Source organism: Streptomyces sp. NPDC047079 (genome assembly GCF_040643755.1).
Taxonomy (GTDB): Bacteria; Actinomycetota; Actinomycetes; order Streptomycetales; family Streptomycetaceae; genus Streptomyces.
This window is the reverse complement of record NZ_JBEYUZ010000025.1, coordinates 38,825-56,831: the sequence shown is the minus strand read 5'-3', so window position 1 is coordinate 56,831 and position 18,007 is coordinate 38,825. Positions and strand designations below refer to the sequence as shown.

27 protein-coding genes are annotated in these 18,007 nt (G+C 68.4%); 9 read left to right on the top strand and 18 right to left on the bottom strand.

Annotated elements, in window-relative coordinates:
* Positions 1–10 precede the first annotated feature (10 nt).
* The 12 genes from ABZ823_RS25795 to ABZ823_RS25740 all read right to left on the bottom strand — a co-directional run bounded on the left by ABZ823_RS25795 (position 11) and on the right by ABZ823_RS25740 (position 6,588).
* Positions 11–1,144, bottom strand: a complete 1,134-nt coding sequence (locus ABZ823_RS25795; protein WP_361664930.1) for a tyrosine-type recombinase/integrase — start codon at positions 1,142–1,144, stop codon at positions 11–13.
* The gene (locus tag ABZ823_RS25790) at positions 1,144–1,356 is read right to left on the bottom strand and encodes a helix-turn-helix domain-containing protein (RefSeq protein ID WP_361664927.1); all 213 of its coding nucleotides are present in this window, start codon (positions 1,354–1,356) and stop codon (positions 1,144–1,146) included. Before ABZ823_RS25790 ends, ABZ823_RS25795 begins: the two co-directional genes overlap by 1 nt.
* Positions 1,353–2,732, bottom strand: a complete 1,380-nt coding sequence (repSA, locus tag ABZ823_RS25785) for a replication initiator protein RepSA (protein WP_361664924.1) — start codon at positions 2,730–2,732, stop codon at positions 1,353–1,355. The genes ABZ823_RS25790 and repSA overlap by 4 nt, the downstream gene beginning before the upstream one ends.
* Positions 2,725–2,910 carry a hypothetical protein gene (locus ABZ823_RS25780; protein WP_361664921.1) on the bottom strand — a complete coding sequence of 62 codons (186 nt, stop codon included), beginning with the start codon at positions 2,908–2,910 and terminating at the stop codon, positions 2,725–2,727. Before ABZ823_RS25780 ends, repSA begins: the two co-directional genes overlap by 8 nt.
* 89 nt (positions 2,911–2,999) lie before the next feature.
* Complete coding sequence (locus ABZ823_RS25775; protein WP_361664919.1) at positions 3,000–3,317, bottom strand: SpdD-like protein; 318 nt, start codon at positions 3,315–3,317, stop codon at positions 3,000–3,002.
* Between the two features lie 23 nt (positions 3,318–3,340).
* Entirely contained in the window at positions 3,341–3,496 is a 156-nt protein-coding gene (locus ABZ823_RS25770; protein WP_361664916.1) for a hypothetical protein, read from the bottom strand.
* 12 nt (positions 3,497–3,508) lie between these two features.
* A complete protein-coding gene (locus ABZ823_RS25765; RefSeq protein ID WP_355903453.1) occupies positions 3,509–3,700 on the bottom strand; it encodes a mobile element transfer protein in 192 nt (63 codons plus the stop codon).
* 5 nt (positions 3,701–3,705) lie between these two features.
* The gene (locus ABZ823_RS25760; RefSeq protein ID WP_361664913.1) at positions 3,706–3,882 is read right to left on the bottom strand and encodes a hypothetical protein; all 177 of its coding nucleotides are present in this window, start codon (positions 3,880–3,882) and stop codon (positions 3,706–3,708) included.
* A gap of 18 nt (positions 3,883–3,900) precedes the next feature.
* Positions 3,901–4,584, bottom strand: coding sequence for a DUF2637 domain-containing protein (locus tag ABZ823_RS25755; protein WP_361664910.1), 684 nt, complete (start codon positions 4,582–4,584; stop codon positions 3,901–3,903).
* On the bottom strand, positions 4,584–4,790 hold the full coding sequence (locus ABZ823_RS25750) for a hypothetical protein (protein ID WP_311698314.1): 207 nt from the start codon (positions 4,788–4,790) through the stop codon (positions 4,584–4,586). The genes ABZ823_RS25755 and ABZ823_RS25750 overlap by 1 nt, the downstream gene beginning before the upstream one ends.
* Positions 4,791–4,873: 83 nt before the next feature.
* A complete protein-coding gene (locus ABZ823_RS25745) occupies positions 4,874–6,229 on the bottom strand; it encodes an FtsK/SpoIIIE domain-containing protein (protein ID WP_361664906.1) in 1,356 nt (451 codons plus the stop codon).
* 2 nt (positions 6,230–6,231) lie between these two features.
* Positions 6,232–6,588 carry a hypothetical protein gene (locus ABZ823_RS25740; RefSeq protein ID WP_361664904.1) on the bottom strand — a complete coding sequence of 119 codons (357 nt, stop codon included), beginning with the start codon at positions 6,586–6,588 and terminating at the stop codon, positions 6,232–6,234.
* A gap of 150 nt (positions 6,589–6,738) precedes the next feature.
* Here ABZ823_RS25740 and ABZ823_RS25735 point away from each other — a divergent pair, with 150 nt between their 5' ends.
* The 4 genes from ABZ823_RS25735 (at position 6,739) to ABZ823_RS25720 (ending at position 9,284) form a co-directional block, all read left to right on the top strand.
* Positions 6,739–7,107, top strand: a complete 369-nt coding sequence (locus ABZ823_RS25735; protein ID WP_361664901.1) for a winged helix-turn-helix domain-containing protein — start codon at positions 6,739–6,741, stop codon at positions 7,105–7,107.
* Positions 7,108–7,340: 233 nt separating this feature from the next.
* The gene (locus ABZ823_RS25730; RefSeq protein ID WP_361664898.1) at positions 7,341–8,555 is read left to right on the top strand and encodes a helix-turn-helix transcriptional regulator; all 1,215 of its coding nucleotides are present in this window, start codon (positions 7,341–7,343) and stop codon (positions 8,553–8,555) included.
* A 19-nt stretch (positions 8,556–8,574) separates the two neighbouring features.
* Positions 8,575–9,060 (top strand): NUDIX hydrolase, encoded by a 486-nt coding sequence (locus ABZ823_RS25725; protein ID WP_361664895.1) that lies wholly within the window; start codon positions 8,575–8,577, stop codon positions 9,058–9,060.
* Entirely contained in the window at positions 9,057–9,284 is a 228-nt protein-coding gene (locus tag ABZ823_RS25720; RefSeq protein WP_361664892.1) for an e9imm peptide, read from the top strand. The genes ABZ823_RS25725 and ABZ823_RS25720 overlap by 4 nt, the downstream gene beginning before the upstream one ends.
* Before the next feature lie 374 nt (positions 9,285–9,658).
* Here ABZ823_RS25720 and ABZ823_RS25715 read toward each other — a convergent pair whose 3' ends face one another.
* Complete coding sequence (locus ABZ823_RS25715; protein WP_361664889.1) at positions 9,659–10,927, bottom strand: hypothetical protein; 1,269 nt, start codon at positions 10,925–10,927, stop codon at positions 9,659–9,661.
* 611 nt (positions 10,928–11,538) lie between these two features.
* On the opposite strand from ABZ823_RS25715, the gene ABZ823_RS25710 reads away from it, so the two are divergent.
* Both ABZ823_RS25710 and ABZ823_RS25705 read left to right on the top strand, forming a co-directional pair.
* A complete protein-coding gene (locus tag ABZ823_RS25710; protein ID WP_361664886.1) occupies positions 11,539–11,865 on the top strand; it encodes a hypothetical protein in 327 nt (108 codons plus the stop codon).
* 556 nt (positions 11,866–12,421) lie between these two features.
* Positions 12,422–13,006 (top strand): hypothetical protein, encoded by a 585-nt coding sequence (locus ABZ823_RS25705; RefSeq protein WP_361664883.1) that lies wholly within the window; start codon positions 12,422–12,424, stop codon positions 13,004–13,006.
* Positions 13,007–13,396: 390 nt separating this feature from the next.
* Here ABZ823_RS25705 and ABZ823_RS25700 read toward each other — a convergent pair whose 3' ends face one another.
* The 3 genes from ABZ823_RS25700 to ABZ823_RS25690 form a co-directional block, all read right to left on the bottom strand.
* Positions 13,397–13,693 (bottom strand): GYD domain-containing protein, encoded by a 297-nt coding sequence (locus ABZ823_RS25700; protein WP_361664880.1) that lies wholly within the window; start codon positions 13,691–13,693, stop codon positions 13,397–13,399.
* A gap of 290 nt (positions 13,694–13,983) precedes the next feature.
* Entirely contained in the window at positions 13,984–14,286 is a 303-nt protein-coding gene (locus ABZ823_RS25695) for an STAS domain-containing protein (RefSeq protein ID WP_361664878.1), read from the bottom strand.
* A 273-nt stretch (positions 14,287–14,559) separates the two neighbouring features.
* The gene (locus ABZ823_RS25690) at positions 14,560–14,892 is read right to left on the bottom strand and encodes a hypothetical protein (RefSeq protein WP_361664875.1); all 333 of its coding nucleotides are present in this window, start codon (positions 14,890–14,892) and stop codon (positions 14,560–14,562) included.
* Positions 14,893–15,047: 155 nt separating this feature from the next.
* On the opposite strand from ABZ823_RS25690, the gene ABZ823_RS25685 reads away from it, so the two are divergent.
* The 3 genes from ABZ823_RS25685 (at position 15,048) to ABZ823_RS25675 (ending at position 16,654) form a co-directional block, all read left to right on the top strand.
* Positions 15,048–15,497: a MarR family transcriptional regulator gene (locus tag ABZ823_RS25685; protein ID WP_361664872.1), complete on the top strand. Its 450-nt coding sequence runs from the start codon at positions 15,048–15,050 to the stop codon at positions 15,495–15,497.
* A 257-nt stretch (positions 15,498–15,754) separates the two neighbouring features.
* Positions 15,755–16,342, top strand: a complete 588-nt coding sequence (locus tag ABZ823_RS25680; protein ID WP_361664869.1) for a hydrolase — start codon at positions 15,755–15,757, stop codon at positions 16,340–16,342.
* A 63-nt stretch (positions 16,343–16,405) separates the two neighbouring features.
* Positions 16,406–16,654, top strand: a complete 249-nt coding sequence (locus ABZ823_RS25675) for a DUF2277 domain-containing protein (RefSeq protein ID WP_361664866.1) — start codon at positions 16,406–16,408, stop codon at positions 16,652–16,654.
* 31 nt (positions 16,655–16,685) lie between these two features.
* Here the strand turns inward: ABZ823_RS25675 and ABZ823_RS25670 are convergent, their stop codons facing one another.
* Positions 16,686–17,285 carry a VTT domain-containing protein gene (locus ABZ823_RS25670; RefSeq protein WP_361664864.1) on the bottom strand — a complete coding sequence of 200 codons (600 nt, stop codon included), beginning with the start codon at positions 17,283–17,285 and terminating at the stop codon, positions 16,686–16,688.
* A gap of 219 nt (positions 17,286–17,504) precedes the next feature.
* The gene (locus tag ABZ823_RS25665; RefSeq protein ID WP_361664861.1) at positions 17,505–17,957 is read right to left on the bottom strand and encodes a DoxX family protein; all 453 of its coding nucleotides are present in this window, start codon (positions 17,955–17,957) and stop codon (positions 17,505–17,507) included.
* Positions 17,958–18,007 lie beyond the last annotated feature (50 nt).

Below are 18,007 nucleotides of genomic sequence, written 5' to 3'. Positions count from 1 at the left end.
GTCGTGCCACTTACGTGCCAGATGGGCCGTGAGGGGGCTGCTTCACCCTCCTGATCTGACCGTCGACGTAGTCGGCGATCTGGTGGTCGCGGCCGTTCACGAGGTGCTGATAGATCAGCGCTGCTCGCATGGACGAGTGGCCCATGCGATGCATCAGCTCCCGGGTGGTCGCGCCACCGGTCGCGGCCAGGGTGTTGCCGGTGTGCCGCAGATCATGGAAGCGGACGCCATCGAGGCCGGTCGCTGCGAGGGCACGGAGCCAGATCCGCCGGAAGTTGTTCCGCCGCAGGACACCACCCCGGGCGCCGAGGAAGACAAGCCCGGTTCGGCCGGCACCGGCGTACTCGGCCAGATGGTGCGCCAGCTCCTCGACGAGCGAGGCCGGGATCGCCACAGTGCGGACACCGGCCGCGCTCTTGGGCGCCTTGACCGTGAGACCGTCTGTGCGCGTCTCGGAGTACGAGCGCCGGACGGAGACGGTGCGGGCTTCCAGATCGACATCACGGCGCTCCAGGGCCGCCAGCTCACCGAAGCGGAGTGCGCAGAAGGCCGCCATGAGGACGAGGGCTCGGCAGTGGGGCGGAACGGCGTCTGCGAGCCGGTACACCTCGGGTACGGACAAGAAGGGCCGCTCTGCGTGGGTGGCCGTACCAGCACCCTTGATCCGGCACGGGTTGCGCTGAATCAGTCCGTCGTCCACGGCCGTGTTCAGGATCGTACGGAGGATCGTGTAGGCCTTGGCGACTGTTGCCGGGCCGACCCCGGCATCCAGGAGGCCCGTACGCCAGCGCCGCACCTGGGGCGTGGTGATCGTATGGAGCGGCACCGCGTGGAACGTCGGCATGATGTGCAGGTTCAGGATGCCGACATTGCGTTCGCGGGTCGTGGCCGCATAGTCGCGATCTTTGAACCAGGCTTCCGCGTACGCCCCGAACATCACTTTGAGGTCAGGGTTCTGCCAGGCGCCATTCAGGATCTTGGCCTCTTGCCTAACGAGCCAGCGGTTGGCGTCGGTTTGCGTAGCGAAGGTGTCGTCAGCTGCGCGCATCAACCCGTCCGGACCCCGGTAGCGGGCCTGGAAGCGCCCCGAGGGCAGCTTGCGAACGGACCCGAAGCGGCGGCGGCGACCTTTGGCGTTCGGCATCAGGCCACCGCCTTGGCGTGCGTGGACCGGGTTGTGATCGGCTTGACGGTGTGGGCCTGGATGAAGGCGTCGACGGCGCTCTCGGGGATCCGTACATGCCGCCCCACCTTGACGAACGTGATGCGGCGCTCGGCGATCAACCGTCGGGGAAAGCGCGCGGTGGTGCCGAGCATCTCGGCGACCTGGTCGACGCTGAGATAGCGGTCTTTCACTCTGGGGCTCCTTCCTGGGCGAGCTGGTCGCGTAGGGCTTCGCGGGCGGTTTCGCGGTTGAGCTGGAGGTCGCGGGCGATGGTGGCGGCGAGGGCGGATTCGCCGGGGGTGTGGCCGTGTCCGGCGTACCGCCAGTCGGCCAGGACGAGGACCGTGTCCGGCTCGCGGTCGTGCAGGCCGAGAGCGGCGTGTTCCTGGGCGGCGCGGTAGTCGGCGCGGTCCTGGCGGAGGGCGCCGAGGGTGGTGGAGTAGCGGCGGGACTTGGAGGAGAAGTGGCCGCGGAATCCGAGCATGTGGGCCCAGGCCCATAGGCGGCGGTCCGGGTACAGGGGGTCGAGCGTCTTGCAGGCCTGGATGAGTCGGCGGGTGTGGTCGGGGACCTGGTGGCGGTCGAGTTCGGCCAGTTCGCCGATGCGGCGGTCGAGGGTGCCGGTGTTCTCGGCTGCTTTGGTGGCGTACTTGGCGACGTAGGAGGCCACGGCCTGTTCGGTGATCTCGGAGCCGTCGCCGAAGGCCTTCACGGGCCGGACGTCGAGCTGGGTGCCCCAGCGGAACGTGCGGGCCGGTTGATCCTGGGCGGCGGGGACGGAGACCGAGGTGTACGAGTGCGTGGTGGCGGCCCGGATCGCGTCGGTGAGGAGGTCGACCGTTGCCCAGGACGGCGGTGGGGTGTCCGGTCCTTCCGGGCCGTCCAGGCGGATCACGGCATGGAAGTGCACGGCACCGCGCTTTTGGAACTCGGCGACCTTGCCGTACGACAGCCGCGCGCACTCTTTCAGCTCCCGCTGGGAAAGGCCGGCGCGGGCGGCGATCTCGCGACGGAGCCGGTTGGTGAAGCGCTGCCAGAGCTGCCCTGCGTGGTTGTTGAACAGCACGGCGCCCGCGTAGTCGTACGTGGCCGGGTCCAGGGCGGTGCCGAGGGTGGGATCGTCGGCGCCGTGGCAGGTGCCGCAGCGGCAGACGCCGTGATCAGGGCGGTTGTGGACCGGGCCGAAGGACGGGGCGGTAAGGGTGGCGAAGACGCGGGGGTAGTCGCGGACGGTGGCGGGGATGTCCCGGCGGTCGTCGCCCGCGAGGCCCGCGCGGATCAAGTGGTAGGTGTCGCCCGCGTAGGTCCAGGCGCAGGCCGGGCAGCGGGAGGCGCGGCGGTTGCCGCACGCGACGCGGAGGCGTCCGCCGGGCTCGTTCTCGGTGGTGTAGTGGTGCAGAGTCTCGCCGGTGACCTTGTCTTTGTGGAGGGTCCAGCCGGTCAGGTGGATGGGGTCGGCGCAGCCGCCGGTGCGGCGGATTTGGTCTTCCCAGCGGGTGTAGTCGGGGGCCGAGGCCACCCTCAGCAGGTCGCTGAGGGTGGTCGGGTCGAGCAGCGTGTCAAGCACGGGCACCCTCCCGGGCGGCCGGGCGGTGAACGGTGCCGGTGCCGTGGCAGGCCGGGCAGTGTGCGGTGATGGTGCGCAGGTGGCCGCGGGCGTCGCGGCCGCCGAGGGTGATGGCGACGGAGGCGAAGCCGTCGCAGTTGCCGCAGGTGCGGGGCCGGGGTGGGGTGCGGTGGGTCATGCTGGACGTTCCTTCCGGTTCGCGTGATCGGACAGGGACGGCGCCCGGGCGGCGGATGCTTGGCGGTATCGAGGCCGCCCGGGGGCCGGTCAGCGTCGCTTGGCGTCGGCGTGGATCAGGGAGCGGATCACCAGAGCGCAGACGGCGACGGACACGCCGGTGATGGCGACCGCGAGGAGCATCGAGACGAGGACCGCGCCGACGACCAGGACCACGGCCGTGCCACCGCCAACCAGGGCGAGCGCGGTACCGGGCGTGAGCTGAACCGTGGGGCGGGTCGGCGCCGGGGCCGCGGGGGCGGACGGCGGGGTAGGGGCCGCGGGGATGACCGTGGTCGGCTCGACGACGGCGGGCGGCGTGCTGAGCGCGGTCGGGGTGGGCATGGTCGGGATCTTCGGGCGGAGCATGGTGGATCTCCTTTCGCTGCGGGCTACTTGACGGCTGCGTCGATGGCGGGAGCGAGGAGGCTGTCGGCGAGGAGGTATCCGCCCAGGAGTAGGACGGCGATGAGCCACCAGGGCGGGCGGATGAGCTTGATGCCGAGGTAGCCGACGACGAGCAGGGCGAACCAGAGAGGGACCTGCATGGCGGGGGTCTCCTAGCGGACGCGGCAGCGGTGGGTGCGGGCGGCGAGCTGGGCGGCGGAGGCGCTGGAGTAGTCGGCGGACCAGCCGCAGCGGTCTGCGGTGCACACGGCGGCGTGTTTGGTCTGGCCGTTGCGGTCGCGGTGGGTGCCGATCTGCACCGGGCCGATGCTCATCACGGAGTGGAAGTGGTCGCGGGCAGGCATGACGCTCAGTCCTCCTTGGTGAAGTCGTCGGTGTGGTCGGTGAGCCACCGGCGGATCTCGGCGGACTCGTCGGAGTCGGCAGCGAGGATCACGGGCTCAGCGGTGGCCATGGCTTCGGTGAGGCGTCCCTGCCGGGTCAGTTCGGCCGCCCGTTCAAGGGCGTGCCGGGTCGAGTCGCGCATGTCTGATCTCCGTCCTGGTCAGGCGAGGTGGGCGGCGATGGCGTCGGCGAGGTGGGGCGGGACGCCGAGGCGGGCGCGGAGCGTGTCGGTGTCGATCGGGGAGCCGGTGCGGGTGCGGTACTCGTCGGCGACCTTGCGGGCGTGGTCGATCAGCACCGCCGGAACCGCAGGCGCCGGGGCGGACACGGGCAGAGCCGGGGCGTCCTGGGTGGGTGTCGGAGCGGGGTCGTGCTGGGGCTCCGAAGACGGGGTGGTGGATTGTTCGGGTTCGGGTTCGGGTTCGGGGTCGGTCTCGGGTGCCGGGGTGGGGGCGGGTGCCGGCGGGACCGGCATCCGGTGTTCGGCTGAGTGGGCCAGGAGGGTTCCGCCGAGGAAGGCGAGGGCGGGCCATCCGGCGATGCCGAGGCGGAGCAGAGCGGGCGGATGGGCCAGGTTCAGGAATCCGGCGGTGGCGACGTTGGCGCCGAGTGAGGCGAACAGGGCGACGATGAACCAGCACCAGGCGAGCCGGGACGGCCCGTCGCTGCGGAGGCGTCGCCAGGCGGCGACCAGGAGCAGGTCGACACTGACCGGGTAGGCCCAGGCTTTCCACCCGTCCTGCCCGGCCGCGGAGGCGAGGTCGTGGAGGTGGGCGAAGGAGAGGGCTCCGGCGATGACGGCCTGGACCAGGACCGCGTCCACCCGCAGGCCGGGCCGGGCCATCAGGAGTCCTCACCGGGATAGGCGGGGCCGTCATTGGGGTCGTAGCCGGGCGGGAAGAGGCCCGGGGGCGGTTCGGGCAGTGAGACGGCCAGGGAGGGGCTGACGGCTTCGACGAAGTCGAGGTCTGCGCCGGTCATGTCGGCGTACAGGGCGAGTTGGCCCAGGAGGAGCACGGTGCGGGCGAAGTCCTCGCAGTTGGGGCACATGCCGGGGTCTCCCTTTCATCAGGCATGGCGGGGGTAGGGACCTGGCGCGAAGGCGGTCGCGCCGACCGGGGGTGTAGGGAAGGTCAGGCCGTGGCGGGGGCCGTCTTGGACAGCGAAACCACAGCCGCCGGAGCGCCGGTCAGAGCGGGCCGGAAGGGGGCCAGTTCAGGCAGGTCCGGAGTTTGGTCCGCGTGCCGGTTGCAGGTGTTGACGGCCTGGCGCAGCGAGGTGTGCGGGGCGCGGATGCGGTGCCAGCCGCCGGAGGAGTCCCCAGCGATGGCGACCCCGCGCATCTCGGCAGGGATCTGGATCGCGGCCAGGACGGCGTCCGGGGAGATGTCGCCGAAAGCCATGTTGGCGGAGGTTTCGTCGTTGACGCGGTGGGCGGTACGGCCGGTGAGCTGGGCGCGGAGCATGGTGATGCCCTTGCCGAGTTCGGAGCCGAAGCGCTGCCCGCAGATCTCCAGATAGATGCCGGCCGCGCGGCCGAGCTGGGCGAGCCGGACCAGGGCGGTGATGATCCGGTCGCGGCGCTTCTCTTCCTCCTTGGTGGCGAAGAGGGCGAGTTCGGCGACCTCGTCGACCAGGACCACGACCGGCACGGGGCGCAGGTGATCGGGCAGGTCCCAGATATCGGCGGCGATCTCGGCGTCGGGTACGTCCGAGGTGATGCGCTGTTCGGCGCGGATGAGCTGGTACACGCTCTCCATCCGGGCCACGAGCGCGTCGAGCAGTTCGGCGGCGGTGTCGGGATTGTCGGCGAGCGCGGAGAACCGGCGGGCCAGCGGGAACAGCTCCACCCCCTGTTTGCAGTCGATGCCCACCAAGGCGACGTCCATCGGAGCCAGCCCGGCCACCAGGTTGCGCTGGTAGACCGACTTCCCCGACTCGGTGGCGCCCAGGGTCAGCGCATGGGGTATCGCCCGGTAGTCGCGGTAGTGAACCGCGCCGTCCTCCCGCAGCGCGACGGGGACCCGCATCGGGCGCGGGTCGGTCTTGGCGGGCATCTGCACCCGCTTGAGAACGTCGTAGCTGGTCATCCGCACCTCGACCACACCCGAGCGCACCTCACGCGAGGTGACGCCGTACATCGCGAAGGAGTGGCGCAGCCGGTCGGAGGCGGCGGCGACGTCGAACGCGTCCTGCCCGGGCCGCAGCTTGAGCCGCAGGACCAGGCCGGTCCGGGTCGGACGCAGGCGCAGGATGCGCGGCGGGCGGGACTCCGGCGCGGGCCGGTTGGTGGCCCGGGCTAACGCCAGGCGCCAGCGCGGGGGCGGCATGGTCAGTCCGCAGGCGTCCATGACGGAGGCGTAGCGGACCAGGACCCGCAGCGTGGCGAGGGTGACCCCGAAGGTCAGCCAGTACCAGGCGGGGCGCCGCCACCGCAGGAGACCCGCAGCGGCGACGACCAGCACGAACGTGACCGTGAAGGCGGTCACGATCAGGCGGCCTTGGGCTTCGACGCAGCAGCGGCGAGCGAGGTGACGGCGACCGCGCGGAACGCGATCCCGTGCCGCTTCTGGCCGTTGAAGTCGTTCTCCCACGGCCGGGCGATCAGGCCCGTGAGCGCGACCGGCGTGCCCATGGCCAGCTCACCGGAGATGCCAGGCTCGGGGACGGTGATGGACAGGATCTCGACCTCGTCGTTTGCCGCGAACATCACGTCGACCGTCATCAGCTTCGCGCCGGTCTCGGTGTCGGTGGCGATCTCGCCCGTACGGCGGTCCTTGACCTTGGGCTGCGGGGTCTTGGCGACCATCACGGTCGCGGCGGAGGTGTCGACGGGAATCTGACGCATGAGCGCGCTCCTAGGTGTCGTCCAACTTGACGTACTTAGTACGTCGACCTGTCATGAGAGTGCACCTGAAGTACTTAGTACGTCAAGTGGGTTCTCGACTGTTGTCGGTCGGATGTGCTGCACTTAGTGCGACAAGCACTGAGAGGGGCTATGGCCGAGTTCACGGGACGCGCCAAGTACTTGGAGATCGCCGATGACTTCAAGCGGCGCATCCGCCAGGGAGAGCTGACCCCAGGCACCAAGCTGCCGTCCGAGACCGACCTCATGACCACTCATGAGGTCTCACGGACCGTCGCCCGGCAGGCGATCTCACGCCTCCGTGAGGACGGCTTCGTGATCTCTCACCAGGGCAAGGGCAGTTTCGTCACCCTTCCCGAGGAGCCGCGTCCGACGAAGCACAGCCCCGAGTTCGTGGAGATCGCCGCGTACCTGTCCGATGTCCGCCAAGAGGTGCGTCGGCTGGCCGAGCGGATGGATCAGCTTGAGCAGTTGGTCCGGGACCAGGCGCAAGGCGGTTGACCAACGCGTCAGCACGGTTTGCCAGCGCGGCCACCTCCTGGCCAAGTGCCTTGGCCTCACTGATCAGTTCCACCACTTCGGCCGGGGTCAGCGGCATTGTGGCTCCTTCGTCCTGCGTTCGACCTGTCATCCCCTCGGGTGTCATCAACGCTAGGAGCAGGCCGTTGGAGTACCCCGGAAAATCTCTCCGGGGTCCCATATAGAGACGGGGGGACGCTCTTGCCATGCGAGGAATGACGACGAACCTGACGATCGGCGAACGCATCGCCTGGTACCGCCGCAGGCGGGGCATGTCCCAAGAGGTCCTGGCCGGACTGGTTGGCCGAACGGTCGACTGGCTGAGCAAGGCTGAGAACAACCGCATCGAGCTGGACCGGCTCTCGGTCATCAAGTCCCTGGCCGACGCGCTCGACGTGACGCTGGGCGACCTGCTCGCCGAGCCGACGCTGCTGGACTGGACGGCGGACAGCGGGACCCGCACGGTGCCGGCACTTCGCTCGGCCCTGATGAACTACCGCCAACTCACACCCTTGTTGGGCGTCACAACCGAGGGTGAGCCGACACCGCTCAACGAACTCCGCAGCAGCGTCGCCGAGGTGTGGGACGCCTACCAGGACTCCCGCTACGCGTTCGCGACCCGCCGCCTGCCACTCCTGCTGGCCGACGCGCTCATCGCCGCCCAGGCCTACGAAGGCCGGGAACGGGAGCAGGCGCACGAGCTCATGGCGATGACCTACCAGGGCGCGGCCATGGTCCTCACCAAGCTCGGTGAGACCGACCTCGCATGGATCGCGGCCGACCGCGGACTGGCAGCGGCCCAGCAGTCCGGCAACACGGTGGTGACCGGGTCCCTGTTCCGGTCCGTGGCTCACTGCCTGCTGTCCAACGGCCGCTTCGACGCCGCCACGCAGCTCATCGGAGACGCAGGGGAGTACCTCCGCCCCGACCTGGACCACGCGAGCCCCGAGTTCCTGTCAATCTACGGAACCCTCTTTCTCACCGGCTCCATGGCAGCGGCCCGAGCGGAAGACCGCGCCACGACTCAGTCGTTCCTCGCCGAGGCCGACCGGGCAGCGCAGCGTCTCGGAAGCGACGCCAACCACGTGTGGACCGCCTTCGGCCCGACCAACGTCGCCATCCACCGAGTGGCTACGGCCGCAGAGCTGGGCGACATGCAGATCGCGGCGGACCTCGGGCCGCAGATCGACACCAGCGGCCTGCCCACCGAGCGCCGGACCCGGCACAACCTCGAAGTCGCCCGAGCGCTCAGCGCCCACAACCGCATGGACGACGCACTGGCCAAGGTCCTCGAAGCGGAGACCTGGGCGCCCGAGCAGGTGCGAAGCCACTACCTTGCGCGTGAGCTCGTCCTCACCTGGGTCCGGAACCAGCGAGGCCGGCCGAGCCGCAGCCTGGCGAACCTGGCCGAGAGGCTGCATGTCGTCTGAGCTGGGTACCCTCGGCTGCATGGCGCCGAATGCACATGAAGCGAAGATGGCGCATCCGCGCATGGCAGCGGGTGCGCTCTTCTTTGATGCCGCCGGGCGAGTCCTCATGGTCGAGCCCTCCTACAAGGACTACTGGGAGATCCCCGGCGGGTACGTCGAGACCGGCGAGTCCCCGTTGCATGCCGCCATCCGTGAGGTCCAGGAGGAGCTGGGGATCACACCGCCCATCGGGCGCCTGCTCGCGGTCGACTGGGCCCCGAACGAGGCCGAGGGCGACAAGGTGCTCTACCTGTTCGACGGCGGCCAGCTCAGCCAGGACGACCTGGCAGCGATCACCTTGCAGCCCGAGGAGCTGAAGAGCTTCGCGTTCGTCTCTTCGGAGGAGATCGTCGAGCGCACGATCCCACGACTGGCCCGACGCATCCTCGCAGCTGCCGAGGCCCGAAACGAAGCCGCACCGGTCTACCTCGAACACGGGCAGAAGCCCGGCAGCGAGGCGGCATGACGACACCGCGGAACATGAGCCGGGAGGAAGGCATCCTCCTCGTTCAGCGGCTCATGGATGCCGACTACGCCGACGAGGCAGAAGCCGCCCAGATCATCGCAGCACTCAAACGCGGACTCAGCTGCCCACACATCAGTGACTACGTCTTCTGGGACTTCGATCCGCAACTGACGGCCCAGAAGGTCGTGGACCGAGCACTGGCCTACGAGCCGTTCGCTCTGTGATCACTCGCTCTGTGATCAGAGCGCGGTAAGACTTTCCCTACTTCATCAAGGCCCGCGCACGGCGCGGGCGCGCGCCGCCTCTGCGGCGCGGCCTGCCTCCTGTCTGCGCCCCGGCTGGCCGCGCCCGGCGGCGCGCTCGGCGGCTGCGGGCATGAAGTGGGAGACACCCTCTTTGGCCGGGGCGGTCGGCTCCACGGCTTTAGGCAGCCACTTTGGGGCGAGCCTCTAAGATCATGGCCCCAACGTCGTGCTTTAACGGGCAGGTCCACAGACTGCCCGACTCGCCGGAAGCTTACGGGGCCATGATCACTCGCCCCAAAGCAGCTCCAGCCCAAAGCCGCTCCGCCGACCTTGTGAGCCCACTTGCCGCATCTTTACTTATCCTGATGAAACCTGACGATCGCCATACTCGAAACATCAGCCGCCCACGGCTCCGACCTAGCCGCCGCGGCTTTTCTTAGCTCTTCAGCACCCTCGAAGTCACCCAAAAGAAAAGCCTTCGAAAATGCGAATTCCGATTTAAGGGCACTAGTATCCCATGCTTCAAGGTCGGACCTGATCGCCTCGACCCCATACATATTCTTGCGCGCCAGCCACGCGTATAGGCGCATCTGAATCTTCACATCCAGGTCGTTCTTCACCCCTTTCATCTCATCTGCCATTTTTTCCACTGCAGCATTGTACCCACAACTCAAGAAATCATCCAGATAGAGGTAAAGAACTCCCGTGGCGAGGAAATTACTTTGCGGATACAGGTGCAACCAAGAGCGGAGGATTAGTAGATTACCGAGGGCGGCGATTTGGTTAATAGCCTGCCTCAAGTAGCCGTCGTCAATCACCAAAGGAGTTCCTACCGGCGGCGCATTTTTCACCTTGGCCGCATAGGTGGAATTGACGGATCCATGAGTATGAATCAATGCGTTCCTGCGCTGGAATACTTCAACCGTGTTTTCCCAGTTGATGCACAGTTTCTTCAAGTGGGCATCGACCTTTATGAAGATTTTTTCCCAGTCTTCGAGGCCACCGCGGAGGGCTGCATCCACTTTCTTCTCGATTGCTGCCTCAATGAGCGGCTCCAGGGACCCAGTCTTGACGATCTCCGCGAGAGAATATTCCCGCTCCCCGGACATGTAAAGTTCCGGCCTTCTCTTTAGGGTCGCCCTGTACGCCCTGCCGATTACCGCCTCGAATGCACTGATCAGCGTGACAAGAACTGACCGCCGAATCAGGTCATCTGGCATCGGACGAGCCCTCACCTGTCGAACCGCTAGGTGTATACGTGAGCCGACATCATGTCCACTCTCCGCAGCGTTCTTGATTATCTCTGCTAGGCTATCCCGCCTTTTCTCCTGCCACTCCGACAGGGCGACATTCCGTTCCCGCTCATCCGCAATGGCTTGAATTTGGGCGTAATTTCTACTGCCTAGCTCCAGCCAGGCACGAACAGCCTCACCGTCTCCTCCGGAACTAATGGCATCCATGATGGTTTTAGTTCGCCGGGCAGAGTCGATATGCTTAATCGCTGGGAGCGTAGACGCATTTAGAAGCTGATCCAGCGAGAGTATAGTCTCACAGAAGTCGAACTGAGCATCCATGAATACCTGCTCGGGTCGACATTCCTGTCCCTCTTGGATCTCGGACACTGTCCCCCCACTCAAATATTCGACTCGCGCTTGCGGCTCTCTACGCAGTCGTTCGGGAGGTCGACCATACCTACTTCACGGTGTCGACGGGGGTGGTTTCGCTGTATGCACCGAGGGCCCATGACGCCCAACGACTTCGTGCTCTCCAAACGGGAGAACGACTGCCAGCGGCGCGTTTGCCGGTCGCTGCTTAGGTGTGTCGGCCAAGCACACTTGGTGGGGCTGGACCGACCGATCAGAGGAGCCTTTCGAGACGTACCCACTCCCGGAACTGTTCGGCTGACAAGACGACTCCCCCAGGCGCGGGCGTCGGGCCGTCCCCGGGCCGTGCAAGGTCAGCCGACGCCGACCGACAATGACAGAAGCCCACGGCATCTGCACTGGTCAGAGCCGTGGGCTTCCTCAGCCTCGCTGGTCAGCGGAAGGGCCGATCAGTAGACCGGCTACCGAGGCCGGCCGGAGAGCAGCGCTCACCCGGCGCACCAGCTTGCTGCCGTGCGCCCCCACCGCGCCGCCCCCTCGGGGCTGGCGACACCGAATCATCGACGCCCATGAGGGGATTCGGGAAGTACTGGGGTTGGGTTGTCTTTGCGGTGCTGGTAGCGGGCTGGTTGACCTTCGATTTCGGACCGGTCGTGCTCGTGGTCCTGTCCGGGGTCAGCGCCTTCTACTTCTTCTTCAACGTGCCCGTCTGGTGCGGAGCCGCGGGACGTGGTGGCGCATGCCGCCACAACAGCCACGGCGTCCTCATGGGCTGCCATCTTCGCCAGCACAAGTGGCAGAAGCTCAAGATGATCTTCTGGACCGCCCGCTGGGCACGACTACGGCAAGAGCTGTTCCAGAACGCGACCACCACACTGGCGAGCCTCGGTGGCATCCTCGCGGTGACGTCAGGCGTGGCGTCCACCTTGCAGCCGCTGTTCGGCGGAGGTTGGTAGCGGGGCTCGCTGACATCCACGTCTGACATCAACGACGGTAGACAGCAGCGGTTGGGTGCGTTCCTCGACGGAACACGTCCACTTGGTCAGACGGCCATGGAGGCGCCTCGGACCGAACTTGTAAAGCTGCGGTCAGCGTGGGTGTTGTGCAGCAGGGAAGTACTGCAATCACCCACCACAACCGTCGGCCCCGCGTGACCGCGTGACGTGCCCAGCGAACCTCAGTGACCACCGCACGTAGTTCGCATCGACGACGGGGAACCGCGGGGAGCCACGGTGGCTCGCGGGCATCGCGCACCACAACGGCCCCTAACCGTTTCACCTGGTCAGGGACCGTTCATATGCGCGGTGAGTGTGGGATTTGAACCCACGGTGACTCGCGCCACGACGGTTTTCGAGACCGATTGGTGCCGCAGTCACAGCACACCTTGAACGAGGGGCGCGCCGCGCGGAGGTTGTCCGTGCATGGTATGGGCACAACTCCGCCACAAGGGCTCCACAAAGCGCCACGAGCGCGAGATGATTCACCGCTCACAGCAACATCCCTGGGGAGACAATGAGTTACGAGATCACGCCGCCCATGCCGGCATTCGAACCGCCACCGCCGCCGAAGAAGAGCCGCACCAACGCGATCATCATCGGCTCCGCCGTTGCTGCAATCACCGCCATCATCGGCGTGGGTGTCACTATCAACAGCAGCTCGGGCGGCGGCAGCCACAAGGCCGAACCGGCCGCCAGCGGCCCTGCGAGCCCGACATCCACCGCCAGCCCAGACATTGCTCAGCAGTTCGCGGACTGGAGAGACGGCGGCGGAATAAAAACCCTCAACACCCTCTCCAAAGACCTCAGCGCCGTTAGCAAAGCCTCCGATCCCGTCGACCTCGACGGCCTCCGCGACAGCTGTTCCACCCTCACCGCCGACGTAGAAGCCGCCCAAGACGGCGACCCGTTCCCCGACCCGGCTACGGACAAGCGCTGGAACTTCGCCCTGGAGCACCTTGCCAACTCGGCCACCGCCTGCACCACCGGCGCTGTCGGCAACGACCAAGCCTCCTTCGACCTCATGGCATCCGAAATGGACATCGGCATCAAACACCTGAACGCCGTCAACGAACGCCTCGATGAGGTGCTCGGTTCCTGACGAAACCCCGGCCGGGAGATCCGGTCGGGGGTTTTCTGTCGTGCCCGGCTACAACCGTGCCACAGCCGTGCCAGATAGAGCGGTCAACCACGGTCAACAGCGGCTCCTCTCAGCTGAGTCGTACGGGTGACCTGCGGACCCTTCAAAGCGGGAGTGGCCTGTGTGTCGCGGCCATCCCGCGCGCCGCCCTTACAAGGCGGATGTCGGCGGTTCGAAACCGTCCGCGCCCACCAGTCCCAGGACACGACGAGGCCCAGGTCAGCGGGTGGATACCCGGAGACCTGGGCCTTGATCGTGTTCGGCCGCTTCACTCCCTGATCCGGCCGTCGACGTGGTCGGCGGTCCCCCAGGTCAGAGCCACCAGACCTAACGTCGACTCTGGTCAGGGATTCAGCCGGCCGCCTTGGCGATGATGCGCTCCATCTCCTCTCGGCCGAAGGCCCGCAGAGTCGTGGAACGGACGCTGCCTACCCCACCGAGCTGTAGGAGTGCTGCCGTAGCGGTTTCGTCGTCCGGAGCCTCGACCGTGGCCACGAGGTCGTACGGACCGACGGTCCAGTAGATACTCAGGAGCTTCGCCCCGAGCTTCTGTACCGCTGAGCCGAAGGTCTCGGCGCGCTTAGCGGTGTCCTTGTAGTTTCGGATCCCTTGATCGGTCCAGCTCAGCAAGGCGACGTACGTCGGCATGTTCTTTCACCTTCCGCAGAGACCCATCGCGAGATCAAGCCTGGACATCCCGGCCAGATCCTGCACCAGGTGCGCACCCGAACGAGTTTTGTTCCGTGACAGCTCGCGACGCGTTCCCCCGGGGGTGGGTCCCCGTGGGGGGGGGAGCGGTGACCTCAGTGACGGCGGCACATGAGGACCGCCACCACTCGGGCCGACGCTTGGCTCCAGCCTAAGGAGAGTTCCAGCACGGGCCTGTCCCCGGCGCCGCCGGCGCCGGGTACAGGCCCGCTCGGTCTCGTCGGTGCCGCTCAGGCGTTGAGCAGTTCGTAAGTCTCCGTCAGATGCAGCAGCCGCGTGGGCTGCCGCTGAAGGCCGGTGACGACGAGACGGCCGCCGTCCTCGTGCAGGCGCCGGCGCAGAAGGAGCAAGAGGTGCAGGCCGCTGGAGTCCATGAAGGAGACTCCCGACATCTCCAGGTGCAGCGTCCTGCCGTCGAGCGGCACGGCGGCGGCCTGGGCGAGTTCGGGACATGTCTGACGGTCGATGTCCCCCGACACGGTGATCAGTGTGCGGTCGGGGTGCTTTTCGGTGGCCACGGTGAAGTCGTTCATGGTTCGCCCCTCAATCCCGGGGTCGAGCCCATCACGCCCCCTCGAAGAGGGCATCAAGCGCGCGACCTGGTGCCGCGCACAGTCGAGCGGGACTACCCGTACCGCGCCCCGGTCAGCGTGGTGACCTCCAAGGGCGGCGCGGGTGCTCCCTTCAGACCAGGCTGAGTGTCCCCCAGCGTGGCACAGGCAGGGCGGTCCCAACCAGCCCGGACACCCGGACATCGAGGCCGCCGATCCCGGTGTCCCGGGTCATCGGGGGCTGGGGGCGGCCGACTAGGGCTCGTCCCCCTGCGCGTGCTTCAGGCGCATCCGGGCGTCCACCTTGTTCTCGGTCGCCACCTCCGCCCAGAAGCGGTGGCAGGAGACGAAGACCGCGAGTTCCCTTTCCCGCCGGCGGAGCTTTTCCACCTCTGCCTGTTCGTCCGCGGTCCAGCCCGGGGAGGCGGGGCGTTCCACCTTGCGCCAGCCGTTGTCGTCGCTGAACGCGTCCAGCGGTTCCACCGACCAGGGGAGCCGCTTCATCAGGGCCAGGAGCTCTGCCCGGACCTGATGCAGTTCCTCCTGGCCGGCGAGAAGGTCGCTCGGGAAGTCATAGCTCGCAGCCACACCGCAATGCTACGCCTGTTCGATTTCTCGGTGCGAGCCGCTTCTCTCACTTCACTCGAACGGGTCTCCGTCACGGGCCCCTGGTTCCGCTTGGAGCAGGTAAAACTGCTCAGGTGAAACTGGACAGGCTTACCTGATGGATTTACGGTGGCGGCATGGACCAGAACCCCGAAGGTGTCTCCGCGTCCGCCGCTCGCGCGGCCCGGGATCTGCGGGTGCTGTTCAGCCGGCTGCGGCGTCGTATCCGCGAGGTCGCCGGGGACGACGAGCTGACGCCCTCCCAGGTGTCCGCGCTCACCCTGGTCGGCAAGGGCGGTGCCGCCACCGCCAGCACCCTGGCGTCCGCCGAGGGCGTACGCCCCCAGTCGATGGCCGCCACGCTCGCCGTCCTCGAACAGCACCGGCTGATCCTGCGCAGCCCCGACCCCCATGACGGCCGCCGCCAACTGGTCACCCTCACCGACGCCGGGCGCGAGCGCATCGAGGGCGACCGGCAGGCACGACAGGAGTGGCTGGCCCGCGCCCTCCAGGACCGCTACACGGAGGACGAGCGGCGGACCGTTCTCGAGGCGCTGTCCCTGCTGGAACGGCTCACGCGCCCGTGACGTCCGCACTCGACCGCGCGGCCGTCCGGCCCCGGCGCCCCGCCCGCCTTCGACCGCCCGCTGATCGCCCCGATGATCCCGGGTTCCGTACTGAACCCGGTCGACTCCTCGAAGACCGCCGTGGCGCTCGTCCCGATCGGCGCTGCCTGGCTCTGTTCGTGACGGCGGCATCCGTCCTGCTCGTGCTGGTCGGTCTCGCCGACCGTTCCCCGTCCACCCCGTCCGCCCTCGCCCCTCCCCCCGGAAAGGCCTGAGCCATGGCTCTCACCACCCTCGACCCGCGCACCGCCCTCGTCGTGGTCGACCTCCAGAACGGCATCGTGGGCCTGCCCACGCGGCCTCACAGCGGCCCCGAGGTGGTGGCCCGCACCGCCGAACTGGCCGACGCCTTCCGGGCCCGGAACCTCCCGGTCGTCCTGGTCCGCGTCACCTTCGCCCCCGACGGCTCCGACGCCGTGCCCGGCCGCACCGAGCAGCAGCGTGGCGCCCGCGCCTTCCCCGAGGGCTGGGACGTCGTCGTCGACGAACTGTTTGGTCACCCGGGAGACATCCATGTCACCAAGCGCAACTGGGGCGCCTTCCACGGCACCGACCTCGACGTCCAGCTGCGCCGGCGCGGCGTCACGCAGATCGTGCTGACCGGCATCGCCACCAGCATCGGCGTCGAGTCCACCGCGCGGGCCGCGTACGAGCACGGGTACCACGTCACGCTGGTCACCGACGCGATGGCCGACGCCGACCCCGAGGCGCACCGGGGCAGTGTCGAACGGATCTTCCCGCGCCTCGGCGAGACGGGTACGACGGCGGAGGTCCTGGAACTGCTGGACAAGACCCACGCGGTCTGACCCCCAGCGGGTGCGGCGGGCGAGGATGGGTGCGTACAAGGCGGAAAGCGCGACACTGGACGCATGTGCCGCAGCATCAAGACACTCCGCCCGCCCGCCATTCCCGAGGACGCCACGGACGAGGAGATCAGGGCCGCCGCGCTTCAGTTCGTGCGCAAGGTCTCCGGCTTCCGTGCCCCCGCCACCCACAACCGTGAGGTGTTCGACCGGGCCGTGGACGCGGTCGCGGCGGCCACCGCCGAACTGCTGGCCGGCCTGGAGGTGCGGGGCCGTGCCCGCGAGCCCGCGCCCGCGGCACCGGACGGCGTCTGAGGCGTCCCGCGCCGGGCGCCGCCCCGCGCCGCTACTCCCGCGCGGCCGGGCGGCGCATCAGGCAGGTCGCGGCCGCGCCCGCCGCGAACAGGGCCATCACCGAGACACCCGTCGCCAGCCAGTTCGCCCCCAGCCACTGTCCGCCGAAGTAGCCGAGCGCCACGCTGTACGCGGCCCAGACGATCCCCGCCAGCGCCGACCAGGGCAGAAACTCGCGAGCCCGGCGGCGGGCGGCGCCCGCGCCGAGGGAGACGACCGAGCGGCCCGCGGGCGCGAACCGGGCGAGGATCACCAGCGCGCCGCCGCCATGGGAGAGGGCGGCGCCCAGCCGTTTCTGAGCGCTCGACAGCCGGCGGGAGCGGGCGATCGCCCGGTCCAGGCGGGGGCCGCCGCGCCAGGCCAGGCGGTAGGCCACCAGGTCGCCCAGGACCGAGGCCGCCGCCGCGCACACCATGAGCCAGAAGACGTCCGGTACGCGTGCCACCGCCGAACTCGCGGCCGCCGCGGTCGCCGCCGTGATGACCAGCACGCCGCTCGGCAGCAGCGGCAGGAAGACGTCCAGCAGGACCGACGCGGCCACCGCCGGGTAGATCCAGGGGCTGCCGGCCAGCGACCCCACACTCTCCAACACCGGAACTCCCCGTCCCCAGAGGCAACTGCGTGCCGCGATGTCGCGGGGAGCGGCAGGAGCGGCCTTTCGACAGCCGCACAGCGTACGCGGCGGCTGTGACAGGAGGGGCGGCGGGGCCCGATGACGAGCACAGTGACCGCCGGGCGGGCTGACCGCCGGGCGCGGACAGCGCCCGCCGCCTTGGGTCCGGGAGCGGGCGCCGTCGTGGGACCGGGCGGATCAGGCCGCGACGGGCTCCGAGGTCCGCTCCTCGGCGGCCGTGGCCGAGCGGGGGGCGAGGAGACGGTCGAGGCCGAACGCGCCGGAGCCGGTGAACACCAGCAGCAGGAAGGACCAGCAGAAGAGCACGGACTGCTCGCCGCCGTTCTGGATCGGCCACAGCGCCGCCGGCTGGTGGATGTCGAAGTACGCGAACGCCATCGAGCCCGACGCGACGAAGGCGACAGCGCGGGTGCCGAGCCCGAGCAGCGCCAGGGCGCCGGCGACGAGCTGGATCACGGCGGCGTACCAGAACGGCCAGGCGCCGGTCGGCACGGTCCCGCCCTGGGGGCCCATCGCGCCGCCGAGGACGCCGAAGAGCGAGGCGGCGCCGTGGCAGGCGAAGAGCAGGCCGATGACTATCCGGAACAGGCCGATCGCGTAGGGTTGCGCTCTGTTGATACGTGTGGTCATGTGGGGGGCTCCTTCGGTCTGGTTTCGGTCCGCGGACGGACCGGTGTGGG